17 protein-coding genes, 1 pseudogene and 1 riboswitch are annotated in these 18583 nt (G+C 42.7%); of the genes and pseudogenes, 17 read left to right on the plus strand and 1 reads right to left on the minus strand.

Features of this window, described 5'->3' with window-relative positions; genetic code table 11:
• The first annotated feature begins 364 nt into the window (after window positions 1-364).
• The 12 genes from OB236_RS13130 to OB236_RS13185 all read left to right on the plus strand — a co-directional run bounded on the left by OB236_RS13130 (window position 365) and on the right by OB236_RS13185 (window position 13378).
• A complete protein-coding gene (locus tag OB236_RS13130; protein ID WP_262684393.1) occupies window positions 365-544 on the plus strand; it encodes a hypothetical protein in 180 nt (59 codons plus the stop codon).
• Window positions 545-572: 28 nt separating this feature from the next.
• Window positions 573-761 carry a hypothetical protein gene (locus tag OB236_RS13135; protein WP_262684394.1) on the plus strand — a complete coding sequence of 63 codons (189 nt, stop codon included), beginning with the start codon at window positions 573-575 and terminating at the stop codon, window positions 759-761.
• A gap of 43 nt (window positions 762-804) precedes the next feature.
• On the plus strand, window positions 805-1002 hold the full coding sequence (locus OB236_RS13140; RefSeq protein ID WP_262684395.1) for a DUF4177 domain-containing protein: 198 nt from the start codon (window positions 805-807) through the stop codon (window positions 1000-1002).
• Between the two features lie 1153 nt (window positions 1003-2155).
• Window positions 2156-2539: a hypothetical protein gene (locus OB236_RS13145; RefSeq protein ID WP_262684396.1), complete on the plus strand. Its 384-nt coding sequence runs from the start codon at window positions 2156-2158 to the stop codon at window positions 2537-2539.
• A 17-nt stretch (window positions 2540-2556) separates the two neighbouring features.
• Window positions 2557-2850, plus strand: a complete 294-nt coding sequence (locus OB236_RS13150) for a hypothetical protein (protein WP_262684397.1) — start codon at window positions 2557-2559, stop codon at window positions 2848-2850.
• 114 nt (window positions 2851-2964) lie between these two features.
• Complete coding sequence (locus OB236_RS13155; protein ID WP_262684398.1) at window positions 2965-4299, plus strand: DUF3021 domain-containing protein; 1335 nt, start codon at window positions 2965-2967, stop codon at window positions 4297-4299.
• 333 nt (window positions 4300-4632) lie between these two features.
• A complete protein-coding gene (locus OB236_RS13160; protein ID WP_262684399.1) occupies window positions 4633-4818 on the plus strand; it encodes a hypothetical protein in 186 nt (61 codons plus the stop codon).
• Between the two features lie 118 nt (window positions 4819-4936).
• On the plus strand, window positions 4937-5614 hold the full coding sequence (locus tag OB236_RS13165; protein ID WP_262684400.1) for a response regulator transcription factor: 678 nt from the start codon (window positions 4937-4939) through the stop codon (window positions 5612-5614).
• Window positions 5607-7052 (plus strand): HAMP domain-containing sensor histidine kinase, encoded by a 1446-nt coding sequence (locus OB236_RS13170; protein WP_262684401.1) that lies wholly within the window; start codon window positions 5607-5609, stop codon window positions 7050-7052. The genes OB236_RS13165 and OB236_RS13170 overlap by 8 nt, the downstream gene beginning before the upstream one ends.
• A gap of 131 nt (window positions 7053-7183) precedes the next feature.
• Window positions 7184-10369: an InlB B-repeat-containing protein gene (locus OB236_RS13175; RefSeq protein WP_262684402.1), complete on the plus strand. Its 3186-nt coding sequence runs from the start codon at window positions 7184-7186 to the stop codon at window positions 10367-10369.
• Window positions 10370-10393: 24 nt separating this feature from the next.
• Window positions 10394-12553: an InlB B-repeat-containing protein gene (locus tag OB236_RS13180; protein WP_262684403.1), complete on the plus strand. Its 2160-nt coding sequence runs from the start codon at window positions 10394-10396 to the stop codon at window positions 12551-12553.
• Between the two features lie 27 nt (window positions 12554-12580).
• On the plus strand, window positions 12581-13378 hold the full coding sequence (locus OB236_RS13185; RefSeq protein ID WP_262684404.1) for an S-layer homology domain-containing protein: 798 nt from the start codon (window positions 12581-12583) through the stop codon (window positions 13376-13378).
• 74 nt (window positions 13379-13452) lie between these two features.
• On the opposite strand, the gene OB236_RS13190 is transcribed toward OB236_RS13185, so the two are convergent.
• The gene (locus OB236_RS13190; protein ID WP_408638461.1) at window positions 13453-13608 is read right to left on the minus strand and encodes a recombinase family protein; all 156 of its coding nucleotides are present in this window, start codon (window positions 13606-13608) and stop codon (window positions 13453-13455) included.
• 465 nt (window positions 13609-14073) lie between these two features.
• On the opposite strand from OB236_RS13190, the gene OB236_RS13195 reads away from it, so the two are divergent.
• The 5 genes and pseudogenes from OB236_RS13195 (at window position 14074) to OB236_RS13215 (ending at window position 18362) form a co-directional block, all read left to right on the plus strand.
• Window positions 14074-14724, plus strand: a complete 651-nt coding sequence (locus OB236_RS13195) for a FecCD family ABC transporter permease (RefSeq protein WP_317259341.1) — start codon at window positions 14074-14076, stop codon at window positions 14722-14724.
• Window positions 14725-14780: 56 nt separating this feature from the next.
• Window positions 14781-15134 (plus strand): annotated as a pseudogene (locus OB236_RS40065) (ABC transporter ATP-binding protein); the annotation flags it as partial.
• A gap of 440 nt (window positions 15135-15574) precedes the next feature.
• On the plus strand, window positions 15575-17038 hold the full coding sequence (locus OB236_RS13205) for a hypothetical protein (protein WP_262684406.1): 1464 nt from the start codon (window positions 15575-15577) through the stop codon (window positions 17036-17038).
• A gap of 44 nt (window positions 17039-17082) precedes the next feature.
• The gene (locus OB236_RS13210; protein ID WP_262684407.1) at window positions 17083-17739 is read left to right on the plus strand and encodes a GNAT family N-acetyltransferase; all 657 of its coding nucleotides are present in this window, start codon (window positions 17083-17085) and stop codon (window positions 17737-17739) included.
• 59 nt (window positions 17740-17798) lie between these two features.
• Window positions 17799-18362 carry an LOG family protein gene (locus tag OB236_RS13215; protein ID WP_076234820.1) on the plus strand — a complete coding sequence of 188 codons (564 nt, stop codon included), beginning with the start codon at window positions 17799-17801 and terminating at the stop codon, window positions 18360-18362.
• An 86-nt stretch (window positions 18363-18448) separates the two neighbouring features.
• Window positions 18449-18548, plus strand: a riboswitch (purine riboswitch).
• Window positions 18549-18583 lie beyond the last annotated feature (35 nt).

Genomic DNA, 18583 nt, shown 5'->3' on the forward strand with positions numbered 1-18583 from the left:
AACCTTTCATCTACTTCCATTTTAATAGATTTAGGAGTTTACACAAACTATTTTACAGACTCTTTCATTGCGTAATTAATCAATATTTTAAGAATGAATCCGTTTCTTTTCGAGTATACCCTTATAACACCAAAACCTCATATTTTGAAGTGTTTTTCTCTTGGAAGGGGAACTGGTTTATCAATTTGAATCTTCCAAAGACGTGTTCAACATTAATTCAATATGCTATTGAAAACGGATGGGATTATAATCTTGAAAAAAGTAAAATGACAATTGAACAAGGAGATTTTCTTATTAAAATGATAGAAATTGAAGATTGATTTCAATAAAATACTAGATTTATTGAATTAATGGGGGAATCGAAATGTCAGAAAAACGCAAATGCTCTTGTGGAAGAGTGTGGAGCATCTCAAAACATCACAGCCCAATGAGAGATAAAGATAGCGAGCATTGTCATTGCGGAGAAGAATTAGTTTCTTGGAATGGTGGTGTATTTTACAGAGTAAGTCTTATAGAGGACATTAAGAATGACGATAAAAACTGACTTTTATAAGATAAAGGAGAAATTGTTTATGAAATCAACTTATGATATTGGCGATTTTCACTTCGAGTGTGGAGATGTCAATGCAAATACTTGGGTAGGAATTCGTGTATTTAAATACAGCATTGAAGAAGAATTTTTTGGTTTTGATGGTAAGGGAGAAGCGGCCTTTAGAGCGCGATGCTATGAAGTACACAAGGAGTTAACAAGAAAAAGATGATGAAAGCTCACTTTTATCACAAAAAGAATGGGAGATAAAAAATATGGAAAAATGGGAGTATTTAACTTATAAAGTCAAAAAAGTTGGATGGTCTGGACTTACAATTCAACAAGATCAATACCATTTTGAAGTAAATCAATTAGGTGAACAAGGATGGGAACTAGTTTCATGTTTCCCAACTGCAATAAGCGGAACTACCCTTGAAGTTGTAAGTGTATTCAAGAGAAGGAAGTCAACTTAATAAAAGGTCAATTTCATTAGTTTACTGTAGTTATTAGCAATTCAGCCGTATAAAGGGTTCCTCATCGTTAATATCTACTCACTTCACAAATATAGGGTCTTATCATGGCTTTATCCTCAAATCCATAATCGTTTCTCAGTCCATTAAAATGATCCAAAGTTATTTGAACTCTATTAATTTTCGATAGATCAAATAGTTTCCATCCCCCTTTCTCATATATTTTATTGGTATTTTTCAATTGAAATGCACGAAGAAGTTTATTCTGTTGCGTTGATAATCCAAGACGAAAAGGTTCGACTGTCCTTACTCCGAAATCGTATTCGAATGTAATGATCTGCTTATTCCTTATTGCCTCACATATAAGTCTATCCATATTGAATCCCCCCCGTTTAATGAAGATCATCTTAAACTTAATATAAAGTATACACTAGTTATTATCTGCAATTATAATTTTTTCTGCGAACATACGCTCGATAAGTGAGAGTGTGTCGGCTGCATGATGTATAATGATGGAGATAAAATGTCGAATAAAGGAATTTTCAGTTAGATTGTGGAATAAGTCTAAAGGACTAGTATTTGCACGGAGAGAAGAAGTATTTTGTTATTATGAAGATGATTGAAACAGAGGGGACAACAACAAATTTAACATCCTTAATCTAAATTTTATGTAACGGCATCTTATCTCAGTATGTCAGAAAGGAAAAATGTTATTTAAATTCATGTATGTATGTAAATTACCAATTGAAATGAGAGAGAATTTATGTCAATTCAAATAATGGCTTTACCAGCACATGATGGAGATTGTTTTATTATTAAGTTTGGTAATAACGGCAACAGAAAAAATATCTTGATTGATGGCGGAAGGGGGCCTATAGGTATAAAAAACTAAAAACAGAGATCAAGAAAATTACAAAAGGAGTCCATTGATTTATTAGTTTTAACTCATATTGATCGTGACCATATACAAGGGATTTTATCTATGATGTTGCAGTAATTGTGCAAAATCTAAAGAAGGAAGATTGGGATATGGAGCAGTCTGTTGCGTTTATATGTAGTAAATATAGTAAGAAGAGTATTCTGAGGATAGTTCAGTCAATTCAGAAAGAACTTAGTAGTTAAAAGAGCAATTTGATTGAATGGAGAATAGAGTTTAATGAGTTCTGATGATTTTAATTATGATGTAGAACGATTCGCATGGGTCGGCATAGGAAAATATTATACAGAGCCTTCTTTTGAACATAAAAAGGGAAGCGTTTTTAGTTTAGAGATAAGTGTTTCTAAACCATTCGAGCTAGTTGATAAAGAACTAATACCATCCTTACTACGACATTGGACATATGGCGAGGATAGAGGTATTAAGCCGTTCAAGCTAATCGAATATCAGATGACGGAATCAATCATTAACGCAAAGTTTGAAACTATTAGAAAAAGTAAGAAACATGATGAAATCAAATTGTTCTTGATTGATATTGTTTCAGTATTAAAGGCAACAGAGTACGACATTGATGCGTTACAAGTTGTCCATGCAACTACATAAAACATGGATTTCATATAATGAAAGATATTCAAAAAAGGCTGGAATCTAACATGACAAAAAGATCAAAATACACACTATATGGTAGTTCTTTACTATATGCAGTAATCATTTATTTACATATCGGCTATCAATGGCAGTTTCTCGCTCTGTGCATAATTTCATTAATATTATCATTTGTGGTTGATGAGCCAAGTAAAAGTTACATTAGAAAATTAATTAAAGTATTTCTTTTTGTTCTGTTTGTTGGTTCATTGATGTTTATAGCGATTGCCTTGTTGAGGGTTTTAGCAAAGTATTTGTTTTACAAATGAGATTCAACAAAAGAGAAGTTTCATGTATCTGTCTTAGTGAAAAATGTCGATGCTATAAATAAAATTCGTCTTTCATGTGAAGCAGTATTAAGAATAACTACCATCTGAAAGGGATTGAGTAAAACGCCAGACAATGAGGAAATCGACGATAACGATAGGGTAAAGAAATATGGAGTTAAAAGGTTAATAATCGCAGGATTATTGTCGCTTTTCTTTCCTGGTCTCGGACAAATTTACAATGGTCAAGTAAAAAAAGCTATAAAATTTATGCTAGTTCTAACAGGGGCATATTCATTTGTTGTCTATGTCTCGAATTGGATAACATCATTCTTTTTTGAATTATTACTAGTATTCGTTATAGGATTTGTGGTTTTGTTCACTATTGTTATTTGGATATATAATATATTTGATTCAATTTTAAACGCAAAAAGAATAAATAGAGAAAAAATAGTTATAGAGTATAGGTTTTGGTATGGAAAAAAGTCAATTAAGTATATTTTGATATCATTAGGTGTACTGCTGCTAGTTGTTTTAGTTATTAAAACTAATTCTCATTCCCCGCTATTAAAGAAGGATTCCCCTTTTTTGAATTGGGAATATTCAAACTCAGGAACCAAGGAGTCATTGCGATCAATAAAGTATACAGGCAAACAATTTATAGTTGTAGGCGATGAAGGCGTCATTTTATTATCTTCTAATGGTATAAACTGGGATAGGGTAAATTCAAATACAATAGAAACACTTTACGATGTTGCTTACGGTAATGAACGATACGTTGCTGTAGGGAGAAATATTCTCACTTCTGTTGATGCTAAAACATGGACAAATGTATACGATTTTCAAAAAGGAAAAGGTGACTTCACTAATGTTACGTTTGGCGATGGAAAGTTTGTTGCAACGCGATATAACGGCTCAATAGCAATTTCTACTGATGGGGGAAATTGGAGGGAGATTTCGAAGAGCCCAAATTCAATTACTGGTTTAGAATTTGCCGATAACAAATTTATTGCGATAGGAGATTGTGCAAAAGGAGTTACATCGAATAATGGAATAAATTGGACTTCATTTATTGCTGATAATGAGACAGCTAATAAAAGTTATTGTGACTTTTTTACTTCGATTAATTATAGTAACGGACGATATATTGCTGCAGTTAAAGGGTATGACGATATACAGTTTGGAAAAGTTTTCGTTTCAGGAGATGGACTGCAATGGAAGAAAGTGATTGAATTCGGCGATAATCCTAACGGGATTGCTATTAATGACAAAGGTGAAGCGGTAGCGGTGGGTTCAAGAATGTTACTTGAATCTAAGGATACAATTAATTGGAAATCATATAAATTAGATAAATATAGTAATAGTACAGATATGGACAGTTTAGAATCAGTCGCATATGGAAACGGGAAATTTATAGCAGTTGGAATTAGAGGTGTAATTCTCATGAAGTAATTTTTATATCCCTGTTACCGTCTCGACACATGTGGAGTGCTGTTAACTGTTAGTTTGGAATGGGAATACCGAATGAGAAGTTAATGTGGGATTGCCCTCTCTTCATTGAGAGGGTATTTTTTTCCCTTCAGAAGGAAGCGGGAGCTTGCTTGCCATAGGACACTCTGGGGTGGTCTACAGTTAAATAAATGTCTCTGTTATCAATATCGGGCAGTGCACATCTACTCAGCAACCAGATGTGAAAACTTTAACGATACGAAAAGGAAAATACCAACATATGGTACAACAGGTATAGGTCATTGTTCCGATGAAAGTTGTATGGGGGTTAGATAGATGAAACAAGAAGTAGGGTTATGGTGCAATGTTCTAATCCATGATACCATGATTGAAATCAAGACATGGGATGGGGCTATTATTTTGGAAACGGAAATAGATTTGTTTAATTTCATGGGGTTGATGCATTTGAAGTCGGCGCTGTCGGTGTATATGATACGCACTATACCAAATACAATGGCATAGTTCCATAGAACTAAATAATTAATTTTATGGACCGACAACATATTCAGAAATATAACAATATAACACTAAATTTATCGTCTATTAATAGTATAATGAGTGCGAAGGAGTGAAGGTTACGATGAAACAAATATTGCTCATTGAAGATGATACTGTGATTTCCATGGTACTTAAGGCCTATCTGGATAGAGAAGGCTACAGTGTGAGACAGGCGTACAGTTGCAGGGAAGCGATAAGTGCTTTCCAATCCAAGACGCCAGAGCTTGTATTGCTGGATCTGGGTCTGCCTGATGGGGATGGGTTGACCTTGCTTGCCTATATACGTGAGAGAAGTGCCTGTCCGGTTATTATACTTACGGCCTTATCTGATCTCACCCACAAACTGGAAGGGCTCAATCAAGGGGCAGACGATTACATTTCCAAGCCTTTTATCGGTGAAGAAGTAATTGCCAGGGTGAATGCCGTCTTGAGGCGTTCTTCACATAGCTTTAAACAAGCGGAAGTCCAACATTATGGGAGCCTCCGGGTAAACTATAAGGCTCATTCCGTCCACCTGAATGAGGAGGAGCTCAAATTCACGCCGAAGGATCTGGATTTGCTTTTCTATCTGCTGCAGCATCCGAACCAGACGTTATCCAGGGAGCAGCTTATTGAAGGCGTATGGGTCTACGATTATGAGGGAAGCGATCGGGCTGTCGATATGGCTATTAATAGGGTTAGGCAAGCCCTTAGGAATTGGAATCCACTTGAAGGGGAGATTGTAACGATTCGGGGAATGGGGTATCAAGCCCGTGTCTAAATTTAGCACTCAGCGGCTATCATTATTGCAATATTGGACAAGCCGGTATGTGATCACGTTGATTATAGGGCTGGTGTGTATAGGTGTCTTTACGTTCTTTTGGATCGAATATAGCTTCAACAGGCATCAGATTCAGGCTGGACATCAATTTATAGATGATGTGAAGCGTATTGTCGATAATGGAGAAGGCAGGATCGAGTTGGGTCCATCGGAGCTTCTGCCCAGGTATATTGAGCAGCAGAGAACGGCGGTTGGCTTAACAGGTAACTTACTGCTGCTGATCATGGACAATCAAGGAAAACTCGTTTTTGCCAAGCCGGAAATGCCTCCTGAGATGCGAACTATCGCCATTCAGCAAGCTAGCCAATTTGTGCCTGAAGAGTCATATCGAGATATTGAATTGCGGCAAAACGACAAGTATTTCTATTTGGTCAGAAATTTACAAAATAACGGGACGATGCTGGGGCATGTGTACCTTTTACTGCCGTATAAAGAAATTTCGAAAAGTAAAGACGAGCTGACCCTCATGGTGATTCTATTGGGTAGCGCGGCTATTTTGGGTTGGATTATCATCTATTTATTAGCTAGGCGACTTGTGAGTCCCGTTCAGGATATCGTTGAGGCCACCCGACAAATCATTTCTGGAAAATATGATGTTCGGTTGAAAATGGAAATCAAGGTACGGGAAGTGTATGAGCTTCAGGAATCCTTTGCGGAAATGGCTGTTAGATTGGGCCAGCTGGAATATTTGCGAACCAAGCTCCTGGCAAGCGTCACCCACGAGCTTAAAACCCCGGTTACTGCAATCAGCGGACTGGTTCAGGCGGTAAGAGACCAGGTGGTTACAGGTGATGATGCGCAGCATTTTATGGATGTTTGCTTTAAGGAAAGCCAGCGTTTAGACAGAATGGTGGAGGACTTGCTGGAGTTTAATTCTTTTGCCACAGGCTCCATCAAGGTTGCCATGGAACATATAAACATGAACCGGTTTTTGGACGAAATGGTTCGGCAGTGGGCCATGATGCAGGAAGGACCACTAGTCAAGATCCATGCAGCGCTCCCAGCCCAGCAGCTATTTGCTCTGACGGATGCGTCAAGGCTGCAGCAGGTATTCATTAACTTATTTAATAATGCAAAAGCCGCATTGGAAGGGGACAGAGATCAAGAGGGGGGCATTACGATTACACTTTATGCTGAAAATGGTGTAATAGGAATCGATGTGCATGATACGGGGTGCGGGATAGAGGTTCATGAGCAACCGCTGGTATTTGAAAGCTTTTATCGGGGTGAGGGAAAGCAGAGAAAAGTTCGGGGTATGGGGCTAGGTCTTCCCTTATGCCGTTTAATCATGACTACGCTGGGTGGAGCTATTGTGCTGAAGGAAAGTTCACCTAGTGGGACGACCTTCTCATTAAATCTGAAGAGTGTTAGCGGTTGAAGAGCGCAAATGGAAGGTTGTAAATAAAAGCAGATATTTGTCGTTTTGATATATTCTCAATATATTTGTAGATCATAATAGGCTTATTGCCAGATCATACTTAATAAATTATTGGGAAGAGGAAGCTAACTATGAAAGATATTCAAAAGAGAATAACGGTAGCACAAGCAAGAAGACCTCATTTCAATCGGAAATGGCTTATTTTGGGATGGACGCTGATACTCAGCATGATCATTCAATTGCTGCCCGCGCTGCAGGCAGAGGTAAGTGCAGATGTCGACAAGGTCTGGCAGTTTGTAGGCGGTGGAAGTGCTTCGACAGAAGAGGCTGCTAATATTTCAATGGCGCTCTACGGCGACACTCCTTATATTGCCTACTTGAATAGTGCATTCGAAACGACCGTGAGAAAATATGATGGGAGCAATTGGGTGACCGTAGGCGTTCCGAGCAAATCTGCTGACTTTCCTGATGGCGCAAACTTAGCGATAGATAACAGCGGCACCCCTTATGTTGTAATTTCGGATTATTCCGATAGTAAATTGGCAGTAATAAAGTACGATGGACAAGCTTGGGAAGCCTTAGGCGGTGCGGAAAGTGCTATTGCTTCTCCTCCAAAGATAGCAATAGACAGCAGCGGCACTCCTTATATTGTATATCTGGATGGACAGCATAGTTACAAACCGAAAGTAATGAAGTACGATGGGGGCGAATGGGTAAACGTAGGCAACCAACCGAACATCTCTGATAGATCTGCTGGTTATGATTTATCGATAGCGATTGGCAGCGGCAACACTCCTTATGCTGCATATTTGGATGTTAGCAATGGTAAAGCGAATGTGATGAAGTACAATGGGAGCGAATGGGAAACCGTAGGTGATCCGGACTTTTCTGCTGCCGCTGCTTACGGTATATCGCTAGCGGTAGACAGCAGCGGCAATCCTTATGTTGTCTATCAGGATGGAGGGGCCGATTATAAAGCAACTGTGATGAAGTACGATGGGAGCAACTGGGTAACCGTGGGCGTTGCGGGCTTTTCTGCGGGTATGCCTAGTTATCCATCAATAGCGTTAGACAGCAGCGGCACCCCATCTGTTGTCTACCAGGATGGAGGGAACTCATCTAAAGCGACTGTGATGAAATTCAACGGGAATAGTTGGGAGAACGTAGGCACTGCGGGCTTTTCTGATGGGAATGCCAGTAATACATCGATAGCGTTAAACAGCAGCGGTATCCCTTATGTTGCCTATAAGGATGCTGCGAACGCATATAAAGTGGCCGTGATGAAATTGGTTCCGCCAACTTATACGGTTACCAAAGCTTGGGCTAACATCACCAACTCGGGAGGATTTAGCCAACCGAAAGGTGTAGCAGTAGGCAGTGACGGCACCGTGTATGTGGCTGATTCTATAAATAATAAAATTAAAAAACTGACGAGCGGTAGCAGCGCATGGGTGGACATCACCAACTCGGGAGGATTTTCAAATCCGACTGGTATAGCAATAGACAGTGACGGCACCGTGTATGTGGCTGATAGTAATCATGGCCAAATTAAAAAACTGCCGAGCGGAGACAGCGCATGGGTGGCCATCGCCACCATGGGAAAATTTTGGGATCCGAATGGTGTAGCAGTAGACAGTGACGGCACCGTGTATGTGGCTGCTACTTCTGATAATAAAATTAGTAAACTGACGAGCGGAAGCAGCGAATGGGTGGACATCGCGGAATTTGGAAAAAATTTCGTTCCGTCGGGTGTGGCGGTAGCCGGTGATGGCACGTTGTATGCGGTTAGTAATTTTGAGAATAAAATTAAAAAACTGCCGTTCGGAGACAGCGCGTGGCAGGACATCACCACCAATTCGGAAGGATTTTATGGAATTAGCATAGCAGTAGGCAGTGACGACACTCTGTATGTGACTTCTGGTTTTAATAGTCAACTTAAAAAACTGCCGAGCGGAGGCAGCGAGTGGCAGGACATCACCAATGGGGGAGAATTTAATTACCCGTGGGGTGTGGCATTAGGTAGTGGCGACACGTTATATGTGACTGATTCATCTAATAGCGTCGTTAAAAAATGGACTACCGCCTATACAGTAAGCTTCAACAGCAACGGAGGATCGGCAGTAGTCGCTGAGACTGTGGCCAAAGACGATCACGCTGCAGTTCCGACTGCACCGACCAAGGCAGGCAATACGTTCGATGGTTGGTATAGCTCAAGTGATCTAAGCGGTACACCATTTGACTTTGCAACCACCGCCATTACAGCGGATCTAGTGTTGTATGCGAAGTGGACGGCGAGCAAATACCACGTGACCTATAACGGCAATGGCAGCACGGGTGGCAGTGCACCTACGGATAGTGTCGATTACAATAACAATGCCAGTGTGACCGTGCTGGGCGCTGGGACTCTGGTGAAAACGGGTTACACGTTTGAGGGCTGGAGTAACGTGGCGGACGGCAGCGGGACTTTCTATAGGGCTGCGGAAACATTTAGCATCACGGGAGATACCTTGCTGTATGCCCAGTGGACGGCAACAGTAACCAAAGCTTGGGTTGACATCACCAACTCGGGAGAATTCAACAATCCGAAAGGTGTAGCAGTAGGCAGTGACGGCACGGTGTATGTGGCTGATTCTATAAATAATAAAATTAAAAAACTGCCGAGCGGTAGCAGCGCATGGGTGGACATCACCAATTCGGGCGAATTTGCAGGTCCGTCCGGTATAGCAGTAGACAGTGACGGCACCGTGTATGTGGCTGATAATAATCATAACCAAATTAAAATACTGCAGAGCGGTAGCAGCACATGGGTGGATAGCCCGGGAGGAGGATTTTCCGGACCGAATGGTGTAGCAGTAGACAGTAACGGCACGGTGTATGTGGTTGATGCTGATAGATTTAGAAAAAAGCTGAGCGGAGGCATATGGGGGACGGAAGATGGGGATGACTCTTCGATGGGTGTGGCGGTAGCCAATGATGGCACGTTGTATGCGGCTAGTACTGGTTATAATAAAATAAAAAAACTGCCGTTGGGAGGCAACGCGTGGCAGGACATCACCCATTCGGGAGGATTTGATTTTCCGATTAGTGTGGCAGTAGGCAGTGACGGCACTCTGTATGTGACTGATGCTAATCATAATAAAATTAAAAAACTGCCGAGCGGAGGCAGCGAGTGGGTGGACATCACCAACTCGGGAGGATTTATTTATCCATGGGGTGTGGCCTTAGGTAGTGACGACACTATATATGTGACGGGTGCAACTAATAACGTCATTAAAAAATGGACTACCGTCTATACATTAAGCTTCAACAGCAACTGAGGGGCGGAAGTAGACGCTCAGACTGTGGCCAAAGACGATCATGCTGTAGTTCCGACTGCACCGACCAAGGCAGGCAATACGTTCGATGGTTGGTATAGCTCAAGTGATCTAAGCGGTACACCATTTGACTTTGCAACCACCGCCATTACAGCGGATCTGGTGTTGTATGCGAAGTGGACGGCGAATCCATCGTATACCATAACCTATAACGGTAATGGCAGCACGGGTGGGACAGTACCTATAGATAGCGGCGCGTATGAACAAGGAGTAACGGTCAACGTATACGGCAACACGGGAAGCCTGGTGAAAACGGGCTACACGTTCGCGGGCTGGAACACGGCGGCGAATGGAAGTGGGACGAACTACGCCGCAGGCGCGACGTTCAGCATGGGAGCGACGAATGTGACGCTATATGCGCAGTGGACAGTAAACGGTAACCCGACCTATACCATCACTTATAACGGTAACGGCAGCACGGGAGGCAGCGTACCTACCGACAGCGGCACATACGGACTGGGCGTTACCGTCTCGGTGTATGGCAACACAGGAAGCTTGGTCAAGTCGGGCTACACGTTCGCGGGCTGGAACACGGCGGCGAATGGAAGCGGGACGAACTACGCCGCAGGAGCGACGTTCAGCATGGGAGCGACGAATGTGACGCTATATGCGCAGTGGACAGTAAACGGTAACCCGACCTATACCATCACTTATAACGGTAACGGCAGCACGGGAGGCAGCGTACCTACCGACAGCGGCACATACGGACTGGGCGTTACCGTCTCGGTGTATGGCAACACAGGAAGCTTGGTCAAGTCGGGCTACACGTTCGCGGGCTGGAACACGGCGGCGAATGGAAGCGGGACGAACTACGCCGCAGGAGCGACGTTCAGCATGGGAGCGACGAATGTGACGCTATATGCGCAGTGGACAGTAAACGGTAACCCGACCTATACCATCACCTATAACGGTAACGGAAGCACGGGAGGCAGCGTACCTACCGACAGCGGCACGTATGGACAGGGAGTTTCCGTCTCCGTATACGGAAACACGGGAAGCTTGGTCAAACCGGGCTACACGTTCGCAGGCTGGAACACAGCAGCGGACGGAAGCGGCACGTATTACGCCGCAAGCGATACGTTCAGCATGGGATCGGCTAATGTGATGCTATATGCGCAGTGGACAGTAAACGGTAACCCGACCTATACCATCACCTATAACGGTAACGGAAGCACGGGAGGCAGCGTACCTACCGACAGCGGCACGTATGGACAGGGAGTTTCCGTCTCCGTATACGGAAACACGGGAAGCTTGGTCAAACCGGGCTACACGTTCGCAGGCTGGAACACAGCAGCGGACGGAAGCGGCACGTATTACGCCGCAAGCGATACGTTCAGCATGGGATCGGCTAATGTGATGCTATATGCGCAGTGGACAGTAAACGGTAACCCGACCTATACCATCACCTATAACGGTAACGGAAGCACGGGAGGCAGCGTACCTGCTGACAGCGGCGCTTACGCACAGGGAGTTACCGCCTCGGTGTTGGATAATACGGGAAGTTTGTACAAACAGGGCTACAGGTTCGCGAGTTGGAACACAACAGCGGACGGAAACGGAACGAGCTATGCCGCAGGCGCGACGTTCAGCATGGGAACGACGAATGTGATCCTGTATGCGCAGTGGACATTCATTCCATCATCAACAACACGATCATCTACAGCGCCATCAACAACCGAACCAATAACGGGGGAGGTGGTCATTAATCGGACAACATTAGCGGATGGCACGAAGCAGGATCAAGTGACGCTGACACAAGATCAAGCATTGAAAGCTATAGCAGGCGCGCTAGCTTCAGGCTCCAATTCTGTACAAATCGTGATTCCAGACACGAAGGATGAAGTGTCCGATACGAACGTCAATGTTCCGAACACGGCCATGGTCTTATTGGCACAAAATAATATCGAATTGCAGATCCGCACAGAGAATGCCATAGTGATCGTTCCGAAGGATTCATTACAAGGCTTTGCCGATGACTTGCATTTCACATTCATTCCGATCAAAGATGGGGGGCAGCAAGAACAAGCGCAAGATCGCGCAAATTCGGATCCACTCGTGATTGTTGCTGCTGGCAATCAACAAGTCCGTGTTGTAGGCCGTCCGGTTACGATTAATACGAACATGTAAAATCGTCCTGTCACCCTGGTGTTTCCTTTGAAACATGCAAATGTAAGTGCCGATCAATTTAACAATCTCTCCATTTATGTAGAGCATAATGATGGTACAAAGGAATTACTGAAAGGCACACTCGTGCCTTACCATACAGCGGGTGATCTTGGACTTCAGTTTGTCGTCAACCAATTCAGTACCTTTACCATGGTGCAGCTGCCAAGTGCTGTACAGCATCATGCGTATATACAGGGCTATGCAGAGGGCCTGTTTAAACCAGAGAACAAGATTACGCGTGCCGAAATGGCGGCAATTCTTGCTCGTATCGTCAGTAAAGATGAGAATGGAGCCGAGGTGGCCTACACCGATGTAAAGGCAGATTACTGGGCAAGCCAAGCCATCGCAAGAGTGAGCAAGCTGGACTTGATGAAAGGGTATGCTGATGGAACCTTCCGCAGCGATCAAATCATTACACGTGCCGAAATGGCAAGCATTATCGCGCGCCTTCTCGGTCCCGTTACCTTGAAAGCAGCTGCGTACTCCGATGTCGCGAAGAGCTGGGCGCAAGCGGATATTGACAAAGCATCCTCTGCGGGAATCATCAGTGGCTATACAGACGGTACATTCAAGCCGGAGAACGGATTGACGCGTGCCGAAGCGGTGACCATGATCAATCGTTACTTAGGCAGAGGGCCGTTAACGGGTGTGCCTACGCCAACATGGAAAGATGTACCAACAAGTTATTGGGGCTACAATGATATTGAAGAGGCATCATTGGAACATGCTTTTACACCGAAAGCAGATGGCGGAGAACAATACGCTCCTATATCCGTAACACCATAGAATGGAATAGATAGTATTTAGTAAAAAGGTCTGCTGCGGCAGATCTTTTTACGTTCAACTTACCGTTAGCAAAATTATATCCACCTAAATAGCCATCTCCTATGTGAAATCGATATGCTCCAATCCTGAGCGTCAGCATAACTAATAAGCTTGCGCTTCTGTGCCTCGATGGAGAAACCTTCCTTTGCTTGTTCGTCCGTGCTGACCCGGATATAAATTGCTGCTCTCATAAAACCACTCTTAATGGGTTAGTTCATTAACAAAGTGAGCTGAGTTCGGAAATGCCTTAGAATGGATGTTCTGTTTATACAGTAAAATAAAAGCCCGAGTTACTGGGCTTTAAACTAGAAAGTTCATTGCTGTAATAATCTTTGGTTATAGAGATGCATTCGTCTGTATGCTTAAGGATCAGCCCGCAGTGTGCTTACCCCAAATTGTTATAAACCTTTACCAATAAAGATGGACTCGCCGGGCGCTGATCGATAACGAAGAAGTAGAGTAAGTAGCTTAGGATTTACCTTCTTTATCTTCTTTTCCAATGATCTTTATAAAAATGTTACTGAAATTGTCCTCATAAAGATTACATCCATCTTGCATTACATAATTATAGTACTTATTATTACGAAGTCCTTGTACCTCAAGGATTTTTTTGATTTGGAAGCATAAGTTTGCCGTAGTAAATTGGAAGCATAAGCATGCCAAAGCGGCAAACATATGGGTTAAGTGACAGCATTGGTGGCAAAATGTCTTCCGTTAAACTCGTACTTGTCGGAATGGTCATTAATGCCTTGTGCAGTGCATGTTCAAATTTCATCGTTTATTTTGCGAAAGACGCAGAAGGGATTCGTTCTGTGACCTTTTGGACCATGGGAAGTCTCGCCTCTGCCAAGTGGGATAAACTCCCCTTAATTGCCATCGTGATGGTTGCAGCCGTTCTCTTTTTTATATTTCAATCCCGAGTCATGAATACGATGCTGATGGGTGATGAAGCTGCAGTCACCTTAGGCATTAACCTCAATGTATATAGAAGATTGTATATGGTTATTGCTTCCCTGCTAACAGGTATCATTGTGGCAACGTGCGGCATTATCGGATTCGTTGGTTTAATTGTTCCTCATATTGTCAGAGGTGTTGTTGGTTCTGACCACAAACGCCTTATGCCGGTGGTCATCTTAACGAGTGCCATTTTTCTAATTTGGACGGATGTATTGGCAAGAACCATCATACCTAAGGGAGAACTGCCGATTGGTATTGTGACAGCTCTGCTTGGCGTTCCTATGTTTATGTACATGTTAATGAAAAAAAACTATGGATTTGGAAGGAAATGGGTTGAAATTACAAGTTGACCATATCCATGTTGCGCTATCAGGTATCGATATTGTAAAAGACATTTCACTTCAGGTTGATATGGTTAGATGGAAAAGATGTGTTAAAGTCCAGCCCGAAATCAATTTCCCAAAAGATGGGTGTAGTTGGGCAATTTAATGACATGAGCTTTGATTTCACGGTACACCAAATGGTTATGATGGGAAGGACACCGCATAAACATGCGATGGAAGCAGACAACAAAGAAGATTATGAGGTGGTGGAAGCGGCACTTCAAAAAGTTGATTTACTTTCTTATTCGGACAGAAGCTACTTAACCCTTTCCGGTGGCGAAAAACAAAGGGTTATTTTGGCGAGAGCCATTGCGCAGCAGCCCGAATTTTTAATCCTTGATGAACCGACGAACCATTTGGATATCAAATATCAGCTGCTGCATGTCCAGAATATACTCCTATTATGGATATATGGCTTCGGGCTCGGAATGGCTACAACGCCGCTTGTCAACATCGTTCTTAGTGTGGTACCTGCGTCGGATGCGGGAGCTGAGTCAGGCTTGTTCACAACAAGTATGTATTTGACAAATTCGTTAGGGGTAGCACTGATTGGTATGTTGTTCACCTTTTCGTTGAAGCAATCGCTTATAGAAGCAAGGCTGTCGGATTATGTAAGAGCGTTTTCCACCTCTTTATCGGCAACTGTAGGACTTGCTTTTGCTGCGTTTATTTGTCTTTGTTTGATAAGTGAGCGCAATAAATAAGAGCAATGGCACCTATACATAAATAGTGAATTGATGTATGATTTTTTAGGAAATATATCCCATTAGGTTGTTTGTGTGCTGTAGTTGCTATTTTGATGCTTGGGGTGAACAGGATGTTCGATTTTCACAAAATCAGAAGAACAAGCGTTAATTCGCAGCAGTCGACGTCAACGCGGCGATCACAGGTACCATCAACAATAGATCATTTGCAGCAGACCATTGGTAATCGTGCGTTAGGCCGTATGATACAGTCCCACGAGTCAGTAGAGAGAACAGGTTCAACAACTGCTATGGATATGCCGGTAGGTGGAATAACCGTACAACGAATGATTGACAAAACTAACGGACAACAGGTACCTATCGACTGGGATCACATAGCGGAAGATGAACTTCAAATCGTGCTCAATCATGTTCATGATGGTAACTACGAACTGGAGGGGGGAGATCAGAAACGGCTGCGTGGTGTCATTTCCCGTCATGCACAGGTCAATTCAGAGACACAGACGAATAGGGAGGAAGAGGAAAAAGAAGCTTCATCCGAAGATGAAGAGCACCTTGTTGATGATGAATACATGGATTTTATCCATCATACGATTGATGAAAATGAGGAAGCGGAGCAGGAAGATCCGAATTACGATTTTGAGAAAGAATTCAGTCCGGAGCAGCAGGAAATCTATGATAAGTTCCACCCGATGTATGAAGCAAGAATGGAGGAAAAGGGCAAGAGGTTTCCTGGGAAATCGGCACAGGGCAATATGCTCGAGCATAACTTCTCTGCGTTCAGCAGCAATATGGGCTTCCAGGAAATCGATGGCAATGCGGCTGCGAAGAATATTCCCGGCATCGATCATTTTGTCGATATGCCCTCGTATCTGTTTGTGCAGGATAAGCTTCATTTATCCGCTCATACGGCAAAACCCGAGACCTATCGTAAGCACTATAAGAATCGGCCGAAAATGGCCAAAAACTTCCTTAAATCGATGGCCAGCGATGGTAAGAGAGGTGAGAGTCTGCGGACAACGATGAAATCGATTGTCGACAACCCGGACTGGACCCATAAGGAAAGTGCTGCGTCGATCCATGGCGGAGTTGAGAAGCATCGCAAGGAATATAAAGAAGCGGTTGATGATGATGAAGCACAGACGCTGCCAAGCATAGAAGATAATAAAGAGCTTGTTGATCAAATCACGAGCAATATAGCTTTTTCCATCCCATCCGATATGTGGGAGAAGCTGAAAGCGGACGAAACGATCTCAAAGGAGGAGATGAGTGCCTATCTCCGGCTTGATCTGAGTACGAGTGATTTCAAAAAAATCCTGGATCGTATGCAGGATGTAGTTGCACCCTGGAATGAAGTTGGGGCCAATTCTGACGATGAAGCTTATGTCGGCTCGGATGACGAGGAAGAGGAAAAAGAAGCTCGGGGTCAGGAGGAGGAAGAGGGTTCATCGGATGAAGAGGAAGAGTTAGGCGAGCGACCGATTGGGCGTGGCAGGAAACGTCCTCAACGGTTGACAAGACTAACTAACAACAAAACCAAACACCGCAAATACGATTCGGAAGATAGCAGCGAATAGGTCGGAAAGGCGTGAAATGAATCTTACTCAATGACAATGAATTAATGAACATACAAGCGGCGACTTTGTACGTACTCAATGAGAAAAACAAAATAATCGGTATCAATGAACGTAATCAGACTAGCGTAACGGTTGTTTTTATTGGTAAAACGAGGGAATCCATTTGTACTTATTTTCATACCGATCTGCCACAATCCATGGTTGAAGAGATTCAACAACACACATTGGAGTCCATTCATATCTTGAATCTATGTAGGATAATTGAGAAATACAAGCCAGTAAAGGACATATGGATAGGACCCGCTTATACATTTAACCAAGACAGCATGTTCATTTCTGAGAGTGAAATTACTCTTATTGATGAATCCAATAAGAATTTGTTGCTCCAGCATTTTCGTGAACTATTAGGTGAGCTGGAAGAACGAATGCCTATAGCAGCATATATCATCAATGATGAAGCTGTTTCTGTTTGTTGTAGTGCACGTATTTCAAGCCAAGCAGCAGAAGCGGGTTTGATGACGATAGAACCCTATAGGGGAAAGGGAATTGGACAGAAAGTTGTACATAAATGGAGTGATGAAATTTTTAAACAAGGACTACTCCCTATTTATAGTACTTCATGGGACAACTTGAGTTCACAGCGAGTAGCGCAGAAATTGGGGTTAATTCAATTTGGAATGGATTTTAGTATAAGAGTTTAATTTCTATATAGTAGGATAGGATATTATAAATAATTTTAGAGAGAAGCGGAGACAAGGATATGAAAACATTAGCTGTGTATTGTGGTTCAAGTACAGGCATTGACCCTATTTATATGGAGGAAGCAAGGAAATTGGGACAAGCTTTGGCTGCGAATGGGCTGGATCTTGTATACGGAGGCGCAGCAGTTGGCTGTATGGGTGCTGTAGCTGATGCGGTTATGGAATCTGGTGGCAAGGTGATAGGGGTCATACCCAAAAAGCTGGCTAATGTTGAGATTGCACATGAGCATCTTACAGAACTGCATATCGTCGATACTATGCATGAAAGAAAGGCTTTAATGGCACAGTATGCGGATGGTTTTATCGCACTTCCGGGTGGAACAGGCACTTTGGAAGAATGGTTTGAAGTCTTTACATGGGCACAGCTAGGGTACCATAACAAACCATGTGCCTTGTTGAATATTAATAATTATTACACACCGATTTTATCGCTTTTTGATCATATGATTGAACAAGGATTTGTAAAAGAAGCGTATAAAAATTTAATAGTTATTGACAATGACCCTACATTATTAATCGAACAGCTCAAGAACTTTAAAGCAGAGTATATAAACAAGTGGTAAGTCTGCAACATAGGATTAACCTTAGTTACATGCGTTCTCCTATTGACAATAGCTAACGCAGCATGTAATATTCAATGTATTGTTTAACTCATCACTCATTATTCATTCGTATAACCTCACGACATTAGGGTGAGGGTCTCTACAGGAAGCCTTAACTTCCTAACTACGAATATAGGACATCTTCGATGATTCTATATTCGTAGTTAGGAAGTTTTTTGCTT

This window comes from Paenibacillus baimaensis (assembly GCF_025567575.1).

Coding starts and splice junctions, on each gene's coding strand:
- OB236_RS13190 (WP_408638461.1), bottom strand. CDS start 13,608: ATGAGAGCAGCAATTTATATCCGGGTCAGCACGGACGAACAAGCAAAG.
- OB236_RS13215 (WP_076234820.1), top strand. CDS start 17,799: ATGAAAACATTAGCTGTGTATTGTGGTTCAAGTACAGGCATTGACCCT.
- OB236_RS13135 (WP_262684394.1), top strand. CDS start 573: ATGAAATCAACTTATGATATTGGCGATTTTCACTTCGAGTGTGGAGAT.
- OB236_RS13130 (WP_262684393.1), top strand. CDS start 365: ATGTCAGAAAAACGCAAATGCTCTTGTGGAAGAGTGTGGAGCATCTCA.
- OB236_RS13140 (WP_262684395.1), top strand. CDS start 805: ATGGAAAAATGGGAGTATTTAACTTATAAAGTCAAAAAAGTTGGATGG.
- OB236_RS13205 (WP_262684406.1), top strand. CDS start 15,575: ATGTTCGATTTTCACAAAATCAGAAGAACAAGCGTTAATTCGCAGCAG.
- OB236_RS13145 (WP_262684396.1), top strand. CDS start 2,156: ATGAGTTCTGATGATTTTAATTATGATGTAGAACGATTCGCATGGGTC.
- OB236_RS13150 (WP_262684397.1), top strand. CDS start 2,557: ATGAAAGATATTCAAAAAAGGCTGGAATCTAACATGACAAAAAGATCA.
- OB236_RS13160 (WP_262684399.1), top strand. CDS start 4,633: ATGAAACAAGAAGTAGGGTTATGGTGCAATGTTCTAATCCATGATACC.
- OB236_RS13195 (WP_317259341.1), top strand. CDS start 14,074: ATGCCAAAGCGGCAAACATATGGGTTAAGTGACAGCATTGGTGGCAAA.
- OB236_RS13165 (WP_262684400.1), top strand. CDS start 4,937: ATGAAACAAATATTGCTCATTGAAGATGATACTGTGATTTCCATGGTA.
- OB236_RS13175 (WP_262684402.1), top strand. CDS start 7,184: ATGAAAGATATTCAAAAGAGAATAACGGTAGCACAAGCAAGAAGACCT.
- OB236_RS13210 (WP_262684407.1), top strand. CDS start 17,083: ATGAACATACAAGCGGCGACTTTGTACGTACTCAATGAGAAAAACAAA.